We start from the raw sequence: 14911 nt of genomic DNA on the forward strand, positions 1-14911 counted from the left end.
AGAAGGGCTCCCAAGCGGGAGCCCTCTTCTCGACCGGCAGGTCTGCGCTCAGTTGGACTGACGCGAGACGGACAGCTGGTAGTTGTTGCAGGTGTTCTCGTTCTGCACGCGGAAGACGCGGATGTAGACCTTGTTGGGCCAGGACACGTCGTCGCTGTAGAAGGCCGGGACCGGCATGTCGATCGGTGCGGTGTGGTTGTCGAAGAACCACCACTCGGTGGTGGGAGGCGCACCGGCGCCGAAGGCCGTGGCGAGGCCGTTTTGGAAGGCCACCGCCTGGCACGAGTGGTAGACCTCGAAGCGGTAGTCGTTGCCGTCGTTCTGGGCGAAGTCGACCTGGATGCTGCCCGTGTTGGGGCGGGTGCCGATGGCGTCGTTCTCGGGGAACTCGACCCAGTACCAGTCCTCGCGCAGCGCCCCGACGCCGTTGTCGAGCTCGGGGATGGTGCCGACCGGGAGGCCGTTGAGCTGCTCGCCCTCGGCGACGTCGCCGAGGTCACCCTGCGGGGCGTCGGAGCAAGCGGCGAGGGACTCGGTCCGCGAGGTGCCTTCGCACTCGCAGCCGTCGCCGACGACGCCGTTGAGGTCGAAGAACTGCTCGGTGCACTGCGCGATGACGCAGCCGTCCTCGCCGGGGGCGGGCGGGTCGCACAGCCAGCCGTTCATCGGGTCGACGTTGGGCGCGTCGACACCCTCGGGCGGGCACATCTCGTCCGGCGGCGCGTTGTCGATCTCGCCCGCGCAGTTCTCCGCGAGGCCGTTGCAGATCTCCTGCTCGTCGCCGAGGCCGACGACCGGGTTGTCGTCGTCGCAGTCGGGGCCGGGCTTGGCGTCGCCGTACTGGTCGCAGCCGACCCAGGCGTCGTCCATGTCCTCGTCGACACAGTTGGCGCAGCCGGCCTCGGTGTAGACGTTGAAGTCGTTGTCGTCGCAGTCTTCGCCGGGCTTGTTCTCGTCGAAGAGGTCACAGCCGACCCACTGACCGTCCCCGTCGGCGTCCATGCAGTTGGCGCAGCCGTCGGGCGTCCAGTTGTTGTAGTCGTTGTCGTCGCAGTCCGGCCCCATCTCGCAGTTTTCGCCGTAGCCGTCCTGGTCGAGGTCGAGGCACTCCGGCTCACCGGTCTCGGTGGTGGTCGTCGTGGTGTCCGTCGTCCCCTGGGTCTCGGTACCGTCCTGCTCGCTCGAGTCGGTGGTCGTGTCGTCCGCCGTGGTCGTGTCGTCCGCGGTGGTGTCCATCGTCTCGCCCACCTCGTCGTCCGTGGTCGTCTCCATCATGGAGTCGTCGCCAGCGGTCGTGTCGGGGTTGAAGGTGGTGGAGGTATCTTCAGTCCCTCCGCTATCGCCACACGCGACGGCGGTCAGGGCCAAGGAAAGGATGAGGCTGGTAGGGAGTTTGCGAGAAACCATGAGGACCGACTTCCAGTCAACCGAAAGACTGCGCTAGTCATACCAGAAACTCGGCCTGCGTAGGAGTTCGATCGTCGATCGAATGCGACTCTCCATGAACACGTGTGCGACCTTCGCGCAACGCCATCCCGCGCATCCTCCACACTGCGCATACTGGCGCCTTCGCTCCCACTCGGCCTCGCTCCAGGGCTCTGCGACCGCTCTGCGCCCCACTTCGGCTTCAGTTTCCAAGCCGCGAGCGATGCAGTTCCGCACCTGAGACGACTCGCTCGGACAGCGCCGCGCCCAAGACTCTCAAACCCACCTCTCCCCACCCTCCAAGCCCCATCCGGGCCGTGGATTCCTTCGGGATTCGCGGTTGAGCTCGATTCGACTCGAGCGCGCGCATCGAGATCCCCCGCCTGGCCCCCAGTACCCTCCCAACCTCGGAGCGAGGTTCGACTGCGCTCCCACACCTCCATGCCTGGCCTCCTCGACGTCATCCTCGGCTACGACTGCAACCTAGCCTGTGATTACTGCACGATCACGCCGGCCATGCGCGCCCGCGCCCTGTCCCCCGAGGCGGTCGTCGCAGCGATGCGCGAGGGTCGGAGGCTCGACTACGACCGCGTCGCGTTCACGGGCGGCGAGCCGACCATTCGACGCGATCTCCTCGGGCTCGTCCGCGCCTCTCGCAAGCTCGGCTACGGCGACGTGAAGATCCAGAGCAACGCCTTGCTGTTCACCGAGGCCAACGTCGCGCGCCTCGTCGCCGCCGGGACCAGCCGCTTCCACATCTCGATCCACACCCACCTCGAGCCGGCCTACGACGCCCTGGTCCGCCGCGCCGACTCCTTCGCCATGATGGAGGCCGGCCTGCGCCAGGCCGTGGCCTCGGGGGTGCACGTCGTCGTCGACATGATCGTCAAGACCGACACCTACCCGCGGCTGCCGGCGGCCATCGACTGGGTCGCCGATCGTGGCGTGCCCGAGGTCCACCTGTGGTTCGTGTCGCTGACCGACGGCAACACCGACAACGTCGAGAGCCTGCCGCCCATGACCACGGCCGTGCCCAGCATGCGCGCGGCCATGGCCCGGGGCCGCGAGCGGGGCGTCGAGGTCAAGTCCCTCCACGTACCCCGCTGCCTGCTCGGCGAAGACTGGCGCCACGCCTGGGACCCCGGCTCCCAGCGCGTCATGGTCGTGACCCCCGAGGCGACCTTCGAGCTCTCCCAGAGCCGCCTCGCCGGCCAGGGACAGGTGCCCGCGTGCGAGGGCTGCGAGTTCGAGAGCTTCTGCCCGGGGCTGCGCAACGACTACCTCGAGGCCTTCGGCGACGCCGAGGTGGCTCGGGTTCGCGGGCGAGAGCCCAGCGCCACCGGCAAGCTCCGCCTGCCCGTGCTCGCGCGGGCCTAGCAACTCGCTAGGGCTTCCGCTGGTTCGCGCGGGGGCGCAGGTAGAGGCACACGTCGAGGCCAACGCCAAACTCGGGCCCGCCCACGCGCACGAAGGGATCGCCCTCGGCGTCCGCCAGGCCGACCACGCCCACGCCCGGAGCGAGGGCCACGCCAAACTCCGCGCGCCCGCCCACGCGCACGCCAGCGAGGGGCCCCTCGTCAAAGCCGCGGAACCAGCCCGGGGCCGCCCACACTCTAAGGCCGAGGAGGGTCGACTGGGCGCCGAGGTCCGCCGCCGTCACGCGCTGCCCGTCGACCCGGGCGCCCCAGGCCTCCGCGCCCAGCGAGCCGGCCACGGGCAGCTCGAAGGCCCGCGAGCGCCAGGCCCAGCCCAGGTGCGCCGCGACCCGTGTCCGCGTGATCGCGTTGGGGTTGATGACCCGGCTGTGGATCCGCACCGAGGTGCCCACGAGCAGACCGCGGGGGCCCCGGGCGAGCACCCCCGGCTCGCCGCCCCAGCCCGCGAGGGGCTGCGAGTAGTCCGGCGGGGGGATCGAGAGCAGCACGCCCGCGCTGATCCACGGACCGATCTCCCAGCCTGACGGCGCGGGCTCGGGGTCCTTGGGCTCCGACTTCGGCTCCTCGGGCTCCCGCTCTTCCCGCTCCGGCTCCTCTGCCTCGGGCTCCGGCTCGGGCTCCGGCTCCGGCTCCGCCCCCTTGGCCGCGTCGACGGCCTCGCTGATGGTCTCGGCCTCGGCCCGCTGCGGCGCCTGGACCTCGACGCGGTCGGCCTGGACCTCGCGCAGCTCGATGGCCGAGAGGATCGAGACCACGAAGCTCGCCGCGATGCGCTCGCGCGGCCCCTCGTCGTCGAGGGCGCGGACGTAGGCCTGGCCCTCGTCGGTGATCAGCTCGAGGGACAGCCCGGCCCCCTCGCCCGCCGGCGCGAGGTGGATGAACACGTAGGGCTTGGCGACCGCGTCGCCCTCGCGCTCGAGGTCCCAGCTGCGGTGCAGCTCGAGCTCCGGCAGGCGCAGGCGCAAGGCCGCGTCGAGGGCCTCGGCGTCGAGCCCCTCGGTGGCCAAGAGCGCGGACTGGAAGGGCCGGCGCTCGTTGGCCTCGGCCCCGGCGGGGGCTCGCCCCTCGGCGGCCTCGGCAGGCCCCAGCCCCGCCCACAGCAGCGCGATCAGCAGCGCCTGCATCGGCCTCCCCTGTCTCGCCCTCGCCCGCCCATGGTCATCGCCCGCTCCCAGCCGCTCAGCGCGGGCACGCGTTCGCCAGCACGCACACGTCGTCGTCGAGGAGCTCGGAGGTGCAGCACAGGTAGCCCAGCTCCGCGTCGCAGTCTGCCTCGCAGGGGCAGGTGTTGCAGCTCTCGAGCAGCTCGAAGGGCCGGCACAGCCCGTCCACGCACAGCTCGTCGGACAGGCAGGTCCAGTCGCACTCGCCGCAGTGGAAGGGGTCGAGCTCGATCAGGGTGCACGCCTCCCCGCACTCCTCGAAGGGCGCCTCGCAGGCCTCCGCCAGGCACTCGCCGCCGATGCACGCCTCGCCCTCCTCGCACGCCTCCCCGCACGCGCCGCAGTGGGCCCGATCGGTCTCCAGCTGGACGCACTCCCCCTCGCACGCGTCGAGCCCCTCCCGGCACTCGCAGCCCCCCTCGAAGCACTGCTCGGTCACCGGGTCGCAGTCGTCGGGGCAGATCGGCTCGCACACGCTCGCCTCGCAGGTCTCGCCCAGCTCGCACTCCAACCCGCACGCCCCACAATTTTGCTCGTCCACGCGCAGGTCGACGCACTCGTCCGCGCACACGTCGAAGGGCTGATCGCAGGGCTCACCCAACTCGTCGGCCTCGTCCCCCCCGTCGACCGCCTCGGGCAGGGAGTACTCGACCAAACAGCCGCTCGCGACCAGAGCGAGCAGCGAGGGCACCAGCCGCGCCGCCCCCCTCGACTTGCGCCTCCCCCTCAGGGTCCCCCCTTGGCGCCCGGGAAGCGGTCCGCGTACTCCGCCCAGCAGCGCTCCCGCTCCGCCCCGCTCGCCTTGCGACACAGGCCGGCCTTCGCGTCGCGGGCGTAGCGACCGTTGGGAAAGCGGCGCAGGTAGAGGGTCCATAGCTTGCTCAGATCTTCGCCGCGCTGGCGCCCGAGGGCAAACAGTTCGGCGAACGCGAGCTCGACCTTGGGGTGCCGCCCGCCGATCGACACCAGCTTGCGGTAGGTCGCCTGCGCCCCCGCCAGGTCGCCCTCGCGCCACTTCGCCTGGGCCTTCGCGTCGAGAGCGTCGAGGCGCTCGGCCAGGCTGCGCTTGGGCTTGGCCTTGGTCGGCGCTTCGCTGTCGCCCGTCTCGCTTGCGTCTTCGATGTCCGTCGGCGGCGCGGGTTCTGGCTCGAGTTCTGGCTCGGGGGCCGGCGTCGGCGCAGGGCTCGGCGCCTCGACCACCTCGCGCTCGCGCTCGGCCTCGCGCTGCACCGCCCGGGAGCGCTCCATCCCCCGCTCGACCACGCCGTCGAGGGCCTGGCTGCTGCGCTGCATCGCCGCGTCCTCGCTCGCCAGCCGCGGGGCCACCCACAGAGCCAGCGCCACCGCGCTCGACAGGCACAGGACAATGCCAGCGGCCCAGGCGAGACCCCTCCGTCGCCGCCGTCCGTCGAGGCGCGAGACCTTGGACGGCCCAGGCTGCGGCCCGTCCGCTGCCGCGTCGCCGTCGAGGCGCGGCACCGGCAGCGGCTGAAGATCAAAGCGCTCGAGGGAGCTCTCGATGCGCGCGCGCAGGGCCTCCGTCGCGTCGCTCAACACCGCCTCGTCCGCGGCCGAGGCCACCTCCGTCGCGGGCTCGACGAAGGCCTCGTCGTCCTCTTCCCAGATCTCGAACAGCGACTCCGAGCCCGGATCCCGCGCCCGCATCCGCGCGAGCACGTCGGCGAAGTCTGGCGGCACCGCGCTCGCGCGATCTTCCAGGGTGTCGCGCAGCGAGTCCGTGCCGGGGAGCTCCTCGTCGCTCATCGCTCCCCTCCTTTCCCCGCGTCCGTCGGCTCCATCGCGCCTGCCCGGGTCAAGAGCTCGCGCAGCCGGCTGCGCGCCCGACTGGCCCGAACCCGGAAGTTGCCCGCCGAGATCCCCAGCGCCGCCGCGGCCTCGCTCGCCCCGAGCCCGCGCAGGTCACTGAGGATGAAGGCCTCGCGCAGGTTGGGCGGGAGCTGCTCCAGCGCCGCCGCGAGGGCGTCGGCCTGGCGCTCTCGCTCGAGGGTCTCGACCTGCGTCCGCGCCGGCGCGCTGCGATCGACCACGACCTCCAGCCGCGCGAACGCCCGCCCCTGGCGCTCGCGCTTGCGCCAGTGCTTGCGCACCAGGTTCTGCGCGATGCCCCGGACCCAGGCCGCGAAGGCCTGGTCCACGGCCAGATCGGGCAGCGCCTGGGGATCAAAGCGATCGATGTTGGCGAAGGCGACCGCGAAGGTCTCCTGGCACAGATCCTCGGCCACGTTGACGTCGACGACCATGAAGGTCACGTGGCGCATCAGCCCCGGAAAGCAGCCCTGGTACAGGCGCGCCCAGGCCCGAGTGTCGCGCGCTCGCGCGCGTTCGACCAGCCGAGCCCCCCCGCGCGCTTTTGAGCCCGCCTCGGCGCCCTCCTGGGGCACCACGCGCAGTCGTCGCTCGGTCGGGGCAATCATCCTCGAGCGTGTTTTCCCGGTCCCCGCCGATCGTTACACGCTCATTTTTGGCCCCTAGACCACGTCCACGCCTTCGTCGCGCAGCCGCTTCTTGACCCGATCCGTGAACCCCGCCGGCACCGACTCGTGGCGCCGCGGATCGTTCAGCGGCCGCACCAGGTCCTCCGGCGCGATCAGCCACGGCGGCTCCGGCACCTGGTCCAGCTCGTAAAAGCCCCCGCAAAAACAAGCGTGCGGGCAGGTCTCGCACACCGGCTTTCGCACCCGCCGCTCCGCCAGGTACTCCGCGAGGTTCACCGTCTCGTTGTTCACGAACACCATGTGCCGCTCGAGCTTGGCCAGGTCGCCCTGGACCAGGTGGCGGTGCTTGGGCATGAAACAAAAGGGCAGGTTGATGACCTGGAAGCGGATCTTCCCCTCCCACGCGTCCATCACCTCCACGGCGTGGTCCGCCGCCTTTTGCGTGTCCGGAGCCACCCAGCTCGTCGCCCGCCCAAAGGGCGTCAGGAACTGGATGTTCATCCACCGCAGCCCCAGGTCCCAGCAAAGCTGCGCGAGCTTGTCCACCTTGTCGTGGTTGCCCTTGGTGACCGTGATGTTCATGCCCAACTCCACGCCCTTGGGCGCGTACTTGAGGCAGTTGCGGATCCCGTCGGTGGTCTGCTGGAACGCCTCGGCTACCCCGACTTGTTGGGCGTGGGTCCGCGCGTCGTGGCCGTGGACCGAGAACAGCAGCGTCGTCAGCCCCGAGTTGACCAGCTTCGCCGCGTAGTTCTCGTACACGCAGCGCCGGCCGTTGGTCGTCACGTTGACCCGGCGGTAGCCCATCGCGCGCGCCGACTTAATCAGGGGGATCAGCTCCGGGTTGAGCGTCGGCTCGCCCCCGTCGAAGTCCACCATCGTCACGCCCTGCTTGCGGTACTCCAGCAACTTTTCGCGCTGGCGAACCGGGTGCCCGTCCAGCTGCGTGCGCGTCCCGACCGCACAAAAGGTGCAGTGGTTGTTGCACACGTAGGTGACGTTCATGATCAGCTTCTTCGGCCCCTGAGAGGCCGCCAGACGCTGCTGGAAGGTCCACATGAACGCCTCGAGGGTCTCGCGCGGAACCGACGAGGTCGCGCTCGGAGCCGTCTGGAAGTAAGGCCCCCAGTCCTCGAGCACCGGCAATTTTTTACCCGTGCGTTCTTCGGCGATGTCGGCCAGCTCCGTCCCCGGCAGCGGCGTCGCGTACTGCACCGCCGGCCAAGCCTGGTACTCGTCCCAGAGATCGAGGGCGAAAGCGAGGGTCCCGTTGACCTCCTCCGCCGTCTCCCCCGGCAGCCCGATCATGTAGTGGATCATCAGCGGCACCTCGGCCGCGTGGGCCCGCTGCGCCGCCTCGCGGATCGCCGTCAGATCGAGCTGCTTGCGGACCACCTCCGTGACCACCCGCTGCACCCCCGACTCCGCGCTGACGCTGAGCATGTTGACCCGCCCCTTCATCGCCTCGAGGTGCCGCGGCAACAAGTAGTCCGCCCGCATCCCGTTGGGGCAGTCGAAGCTCAGATCGAGCGTCACGACCTCGTCCAAAAACGCGTCAAAGTGGCGCTCGTTGACGTTGATGAGCTCGTCGAGGCACTCCAGCCGCGTCGCCCCGAGGGCCTTCAACGCCTGCAAGTACGCGCGAAGCTTCGCTTCCGAGTATCGCCGCTGCTTCTTCGGCTCGCCCCGTGGCGTCTCCGGGTTGCTCGAGCAGTGGATGCAGGTGAACGGGCACCCCCGGCTCGAGACCATCGGCAACGTGCGCCCGTCGATCGGAAAGGTCCACACCGGCCGCCCCAGATCCGCGACCACGCTCGCGCACAGGGCATCGTGTGCGTCGAGATCGACCCGCGACCACGCCGGAAAGGGCAGCTCGTCGAGCACTGGCGACTCCCCGCGGTGCACTCCGGACGGACGGCTGCCCTCGAAGTGCGCCTCGAGCAGACGCGGAACCGTGACCTCCGCCTCGTAGCGAACCAGCGCATCCACGCCGGGGTAGTTGGCGAGAACTTCAGCCCCGTCCACCTCGACGTAGTGCTGCCCCGACTGGTAGCAGTCCGCCAACACCAGCGCCGTGCTCTCGACGGGAAAGCGCTCACGCAACCCATCGAGCAACGCCCCCAGGAGATCGTCCCGATGCGGCGGCCGATGAAAGACCGTGTAGGCCACGACGATCGCCGCAAAGTCCTGATCCGCCGCGAGCCCCCGAACCTGCTCGAGCATCCCCTCGACCGTGCAGCCCAGCGCAGCCCGACCATCCTCGCGCCAGCGCAGCCCCGCCCCAGGAGTCGCGAGCGCATCCACCAGCTCCACCCGACCTTCCCCAAAGCGCTCCGCCAACACGGCAGCCAGCTGTACGGCGCCGAGATCGGCAAAATACGGATAGTCGATGAAGTCCCGCGCCACAGACATGGGCGGATGAAGGACCAAGACGCGCGGGTCGCCCATTGCCTCGCAGGGTATCACCTCGCCCCGAGCCCCCAGGGTGCGCTGAGAGCGGAACCCCAGTCTCCCGGCGTGTATCTGAAGCACCCTCACAGCCGCCCCGCTCTACGTGAGGTTCAAGCCCAACACGATCCCGCCCTCTCGCTGCCCGAGACGGAGAACGCCCTTGCGAAGGCTGGCGCGACCGGACGGGGAGACCCCCCACAGCCGCGAGTTCCGCAGCCGGCACAACACGCTCGCTGAGCACTTCAGCGCCCACCGGCGAGGACCTGTCTGAGCGGATGTGGGGGGTCTCCCCGGCCAGCGCCTGTACCTCCGAGACCCCAAACCCCCTGAGTCCAATTCAGAAAGCCCACACCCCCAACGCCGACCCCCGCGCCCACCCAGACGAGTATGATGTCGCCGATGGACGGCGGAACCGCGACCTCCCAGGCCCAAAAGAACGTCACAAAAGAAGACGCGGCCCACCAAAAGCGCAACTGGGTCCGCCTCACCTTCGACTGCAACGACAATTGCATCTTCTGCCTCGACTCCCACACCCACAACGGCACCTACCGCTCCCGCGAGGAAGTCAAAGCCCAGATCCTAGACGGCCGCCGCAAGGGCGCCGAGCGCCTGATCCTGTCCGGCGGTGAGCCCACGATCCACCCCGACTACGCCCAGTTCGTCCGCCTCGGCCGCCTCGCAGGCTACAAGCGCATCCAGACCGTCACCAACGGCCGCCTGTTCGCCTACAAAGACTTCCTCACCCGCTGCATCGACGAAGGCCTCGGCGAGATCACCTTCTCGATCCACGGCGTCAACGCCCGCATCCACGACGCCCTCGTCGGCACCAAGGGCGCCTTCGAGCAGGAGATCAAGGGCCTGCAAAACGCCCTCGACGACGGCCGCGTCATCATCAACATCGACGTGTGCGTCAACCGGGGCAACGTCAAGACCCTCCCCGACCTCATCGAGAAATTCACCAACATGGGCGTCCGGGAGTACGACCTGCTCCACGTCATCCCCTTCGGTCGGGCCTACACCGAGGGCAAGGAGACCCTCTTCTACGACCTCGAAGAGATGCGTCCCTACTTGCTCAAGGCCTTCGAGTACAGCAAGCGGCCGGACATGCACATCTGGCTCAACCGCTTCCCCGTCCCCCACCTCGAGGGCTTCGAGAACCTCATCCAGGATCCCTACAAGCTCAACGACGAGGTCCGCGGCCGCAAGGAGGAGTACGAGCTGCTCCTCGACGAGGGCGTGCCGCTGGACTGCCGGGCCCCGCATCGCTGCAGCCACTGCTACATGGAGCCGATCTGCGACGAGCTCGACGAGGTCCGGGCGCTGGTCAAGGAGTCCGCCTTCGAGGTCATCCGCTACGACACCGAGTGGGAGGCCAAGCAGGGCCCCGTGTTTGGCGGCGACCCGGCCTCGGCCGAGCGCAGCAAGATGCGCCGGCAGATGGTCGAGATGCTCCAGGCCGCCGAGGCCACCGGCAGCCAGGTCACCGCCGAGGCCGCTGCGTTTGCCCTCACCGAGAAGATGCAGGCCGCCAACGCCGGCGCCCTCGCTCAGATGGACCCGAACCTCGACAAGGTCGAGCACAAGAAGCTCCGCCTGCCCGTGCTCCAGACCCTCGGCATGAACGCCTCTGGGGGCATGATCTACGACAAACCCGAGTACCCCGCCCTCGACGAGCAGATCACCCGGGCGCTGAAGCAAGCGGGCGTGGGCGCCATGCCGCTGTGGCTCGTCGCGCCCAACCTCGACAAGGCCAGGGCCGGCCGCTTCGAGCTGTTCGGCCAGGCCACCGAGCTCGAGCTCGAGCTCGAGGACTACGCCGGCCTCGCCGACGCCCTGACCCTCGCGGACGGCAAGGCGACCCTGTTCGACCGCGAGCTGACCCGCGTCGTCGTGCGCACCGCCGAGGACGCCCAGGCCATGCTGGCGCTCGAGGCCGACTTCGAGGTCTGCGTGATGCTCAGCAAGGCCGTCGAGCCGTGGCTGCTCGAGCTCGCCGAGCGCGAGTCCGTCAGCCCGCGCCTGGCCCTGCGCCAGCCCACCCACGAGCGCTTGACGGAATCGGCCGAGCAAGACCTCGACCTGCCGGCTTTCTTCTCGCGCTTTGGCCACGCCGTCCCCGTCGACGACGTGCCCAGCTGCGTCCTCGGCCGCCCCGCGCGGGCGCGACGGGGCATCCTCGACACGAGCATGATGACGCTGAGCGCGGCGGGCCAAGAGGGCAAGCTCGAGATCTTCCGCTACATCAAGCGCTACATCCTGGACCGCTACTGGCGGAAATCGCTGCGCTGCAAGACCTGCGTGTACACCGAGTCGTGCCGCGGGATGCACATCAGCTACATCCGCGCCCACGGCTTCGCGCTCATGGACCCCGTCGAGGCCGCCGCGGCTCAGTGAGCCGCCACGCGGCGAGAGTGACCCAGTCGAGCACGCCCGCGGGCGTGTTCGCTTGTTTGTGCCCCCTGTGTCGGCGATCATCTCCGCGTCGGCCCGTGGTCGTCGGCGTCAGAAAGGACCCCTCCCCTCCGTGAACACCAACCAGATGATGCGCCGCCGCAACCTCCGAGTCACCGAGCAGCTCCTCGGCGAGCTCGAGGCCGGTCGCTTCGACTCGGCGCTGACCCAGCGCATCCTCTCCGCGCCCGCGGCCTTCCCCCGCATGCTCCGCGCGTGCTTCTACGCCGAAAAGGGCATGCTCGACTCGGCCCGCGCCGACATCGAGGCCGCCCTCGAGCACGGCGCCGAGAACCCCATCATCCAGCTCGTCGCGGGCATGCTGCTGTTCACCACCCGCGACTACCACCGCGCCCTCGAGCGCCTGACCCACACCGCCGCGCTCTCGCCCAAGGCGAGCCGCCGGGCCCGGCACCAGGCCCTCGCCATCGCGGGCAGCCTGGGCTGGGAGCACGACGTCCGCGAGCAGCTCCTCGGGGCCATCGCCGACGAGCCCGAGTACGCGCCGTGGCAGGCCCAGGCGTGCCGCTTCTACGCCCGCGGGCGCTACTGGCAGCAGGCCCTGGTCCACGGCAAGCGGGCCGTCGAGCTCGCCCCCGAGGTGCCCTCGATGTGGATGGAGGTCGCCAGCTTGCACGCGCGCCTCGACCAGCGCGAGGAGGCCGTCGCCGCCCTCGAGCGCGCGCTGAGCCTGTGCGAGCGCGACGACAGGCGCGACGAGGCCCTGTACCGGCGCGAGGCGGTCTACGTGGCCATCAACGCCAGCGCCTTCGACCTGGCCTTCGAGAACATCGAGCGCGTCCTCGAGCTCGAGCCCGACAGCCCCGAGCTCCACGTGCAGCTGTCCGAGCTGCACAGCTGGAAGGACGAGAACGAGGCCGCCGAAGCCCACGCCCGCAAGGCCCTCGAGCTGCGCCCCGACTACCCGCCGGCGCTGCGCATGCTCGGCGCCCTGGCCGTCCGCGAGGAGCGCTACGAGGACGCCATCGAGCAGCTCCTGCGCGTCGTCGAGCTCGACCCCAAGGAGTACCAGACCCACGTGTGGCTGACGGAGGCCTACCTCCGCACCGAGCGCTACACCGAGGCCCACGCCCAGCTCCACGCGGGCACGATGAACTCCGGCGGCTTCCTGTTCGTCGCCTGGCTGATCCGCTTCCTGATCGTCGCCTACTCCGAGGAGACGCCCAAGTCGGAGCTGCTGTGGCCGCACCGCACCGAAGAGATCAACGACGTGCTCCGCGAGCTCGCCCCGGAGATCGCCGACAAGGCCCTCGAGCACCGCCAGCACGGCCTGCTCATCGACGCCGTCGAGGCGGCCATGACCGCCCTGCGCGGCAACCGGAGCATCTACGGCACCCACGTCGTCGACGGCGAGCTGACCCGCATGCACTCGCGCACCGGCTGCCGCCACGAGTCGCGCTGGGCCCTGCAGCTGCTGCGCGTCGCCCCGGGCGAGGACTGCCTGAAGGTCTACGAGGACATCCTGCCCAAGTACCCCGGCTCGTCCCTGCCGATCTGCCACCGCGGCGAGCTGCACCTGTGGGTCAACAACTTCGCCGAGGCGCGGGCCGACCTCGAGGCCGCCATCGACACCGTCGAGGGCACGCGCTGGGCCTACATCGGCCTGTCGACCCTCTACCTGCTCGAGGGCGACTACGAGGGCGCCCTCGACATCAACGCCCGCGGCATCAAGGTCATGCACAACACCGAGGGCCCGGCGGTCTACGTCTACCGCGGCGAGGCCAAGCGCAAGCTCGGGCGCCTCGACGACGCCATCGAGGAGCTCGCGCTGTCCGTGAAGTGGCACCCCTCCCGGGCCAGCGCCACGGTCAACCTCGCGCTGTGCTACCACGCCAAGGGCATGTCGGCACAGCTGCAAGAGCTGTGGCTGCGCCTGCGCGACGAGCAGGCCGCGGGCCTGCTCAGCGACGCGGCCCGCGAGCTCGGCGTGCGCATCATCGGCGACCCCGACTTCGAGCCCAGCGACGACACCAAGGCCGAGGTCCTCGAGCACGCCCTGAAGATGATGGGCGGCAACCGCTCCTCGGGGCTGCTGACCTACTGGACGAAGGAGAACAAGATGCGCTTCATCCAGCTGTGGCCCCACGGCGGCTCCCACCCCCACAGCCACGACGCCAGCTACGTGTCCCGGGCCAAGCAGCTGCTGCTCAAGGCCCTCGCGTCCTACTCGGGCCCGCGCTGAACTCCGCTTTGCCCCCGCAGCCGTCTGGGACCGGGGGCGCCTCGTCGCTGTCCGCTCCTCCGCTTGGGTCGTGGGGCAGTGGGGTTCGTGCCCTCGAGGGGGCGTGTGGTCGCCCCCGCAAGCGGGGGCGTGGGTTCGTTTGCAATCCCTGGGTCGTGGACGTGGGGCAGGGAGGCGTGGGGTCGTCCACGACGACCAGAATGGAAAGGGACTGCAAATGCGTTCACAGTCCCTTTCTCGTGGCGCCTCGGCGCTATGCGATTGGGGGTAGCGGATGCGGATCCGTGGAGGGGAGGGGCCGAGGCAGCTCCCCCTCGATGGCGCGCACCGCCAGCTCGCAGCGGCGCGCGATGGTATCCACGTAGGTCTTCATGACCCGCGCGTTGACCCGAGCCCAGGCCTCGCCGTGCTCGGGGTGCTCGGCGAGCGCCGCGTCGAGGTTGGCCTCGCGGCCCTCCAGACGCACGGCCGTGTCCCCCAGACGCGCCTGCAGGAAGCTCGTGCTGTCGTGGATGCGCGCGCCCAGGGTCGCCTCGCAAGCGTCGAGGAGCTGCGGCGCGACGGCGGCGATGAAGGACGAGAACTCGTAGTCAAAGGCCGCCACGGTGGTCGGCACCGCGATCACCATCCACTTGCGCAGATCGACCAGGCGCGCCTCGTGGACGTCGAGCTCGCGCTGGATCAGCGCGTAGAGATCGAGGTCCTCGCCGAAGTAGCGCTGCCAGTGACCGCCGAGGTGGCACAGATCGTCGATCAACAGCTTGCGGTGCGCGTGCTCGATCACCGCCGAGCGCTCGAGGTCGGCCGCGAGCGCGCGGTGGCCCGCCTTGGTGCAGCGACGCGCGCTATCCTCCAGCCACTGCGGCCGCGCGCGCAACACACCCGCGTGCAGCACGTAGAGCTCCACGAGGGCCGCGAGCAGGACGCGAGGGTCTTCGGCGCTCACGCGGATGAGCTCCCCACAAAAGCGCCGCAGGGTCTGACGGCTGCCATCGATGCGTGGCGTGTAGTGCTCGTCGAGGTGGATCGTGGTGGTCATACTGGCTCCCTGTGTCCGATCGCAGGTGTGAAACTGGAAGGTTTTGTTCCTCTCCAAATGAGATGTGCTCAAAGGTGCGTAAACGTTCCCTTTGTTGAAAAGCTGCGCGCGATCGAGCAACGACGCAACTCAAATTCCGATTCCAGTATTTTCAGAAAATTTCCGTTCATATCCAAATTGCGAGATTGCGCACGATAGGAGCGTTTCCGCGTGAAAACGCCAGATTCGATCCTGAGCCGCATTCAGCCGATCTTCACACCAGCTGGAGCCCCCGAGAACCGATGCGC

Annotated in this window: 10 protein-coding genes; 3 read left to right on the top strand and 7 right to left on the bottom strand. The window is 69.6% G+C overall.

Features of this window, described 5'->3' with window-relative positions; translation table 11 throughout:
* Positions 1-48 precede the first annotated feature (48 nt).
* Positions 49-1368 carry a hypothetical protein gene (locus tag PPSIR1_RS04715; protein ID WP_006969848.1) on the bottom strand — a complete coding sequence of 440 codons (1320 nt, stop codon included), beginning with the start codon at positions 1366-1368 and terminating at the stop codon, positions 49-51.
* 498 nt (positions 1369-1866) lie between these two features.
* On the opposite strand from PPSIR1_RS04715, the gene PPSIR1_RS04720 reads away from it, so the two are divergent.
* Positions 1867-2802 carry a radical SAM protein gene (locus PPSIR1_RS04720; protein WP_006969849.1) on the top strand — a complete coding sequence of 312 codons (936 nt, stop codon included), beginning with the start codon at positions 1867-1869 and terminating at the stop codon, positions 2800-2802.
* A gap of 7 nt (positions 2803-2809) precedes the next feature.
* Here PPSIR1_RS04720 and PPSIR1_RS04725 read toward each other — a convergent pair whose 3' ends face one another.
* Genes PPSIR1_RS04725 through PPSIR1_RS04745 form a run of 5 tightly spaced genes read right to left on the bottom strand, consistent with a single transcriptional unit; the run spans position 2810 to position 9018 of the window.
* Positions 2810-3985: a hypothetical protein gene (locus tag PPSIR1_RS04725; protein ID WP_006969850.1), complete on the bottom strand. Its 1176-nt coding sequence runs from the start codon at positions 3983-3985 to the stop codon at positions 2810-2812.
* Positions 3986-4040: 55 nt separating this feature from the next.
* Entirely contained in the window at positions 4041-4715 is a 675-nt protein-coding gene (locus tag PPSIR1_RS04730; RefSeq protein WP_006969851.1) for a hypothetical protein, read from the bottom strand.
* 35 nt (positions 4716-4750) lie between these two features.
* On the bottom strand, positions 4751-5788 hold the full coding sequence (locus PPSIR1_RS49110; protein ID WP_006969852.1) for a hypothetical protein: 1038 nt from the start codon (positions 5786-5788) through the stop codon (positions 4751-4753).
* Positions 5785-6459 carry an RNA polymerase sigma factor gene (locus PPSIR1_RS04740; protein ID WP_006969853.1) on the bottom strand — a complete coding sequence of 225 codons (675 nt, stop codon included), beginning with the start codon at positions 6457-6459 and terminating at the stop codon, positions 5785-5787. Before PPSIR1_RS04740 ends, PPSIR1_RS49110 begins: the two co-directional genes overlap by 4 nt.
* Positions 6460-6513: 54 nt before the next feature.
* Complete coding sequence (locus PPSIR1_RS04745) at positions 6514-9018, bottom strand: radical SAM protein (protein ID WP_157595197.1); 2505 nt, start codon at positions 9016-9018, stop codon at positions 6514-6516.
* 312 nt (positions 9019-9330) lie between these two features.
* On the opposite strand from PPSIR1_RS04745, the gene PPSIR1_RS04750 reads away from it, so the two are divergent.
* The gene (locus tag PPSIR1_RS04750; protein WP_006969855.1) at positions 9331-11325 is read left to right on the top strand and encodes a radical SAM protein; all 1995 of its coding nucleotides are present in this window, start codon (positions 9331-9333) and stop codon (positions 11323-11325) included.
* A 130-nt stretch (positions 11326-11455) separates the two neighbouring features.
* Entirely contained in the window at positions 11456-13585 is a 2130-nt protein-coding gene (locus tag PPSIR1_RS04755; protein WP_006969856.1) for a tetratricopeptide repeat protein, read from the top strand.
* Positions 13586-13838: 253 nt separating this feature from the next.
* Here PPSIR1_RS04755 and PPSIR1_RS04760 read toward each other — a convergent pair whose 3' ends face one another.
* Complete coding sequence (locus PPSIR1_RS04760) at positions 13839-14624, bottom strand: hypothetical protein (protein WP_006969857.1); 786 nt, start codon at positions 14622-14624, stop codon at positions 13839-13841.
* Positions 14625-14911: the final 287 nt, after the last annotated feature.

Origin of the sequence: Plesiocystis pacifica SIR-1 (assembly GCF_000170895.1) — a bacterium.
Classification (GTDB): Bacteria; Myxococcota_A; Polyangia; order Nannocystales; family Nannocystaceae; genus Plesiocystis; species Plesiocystis pacifica.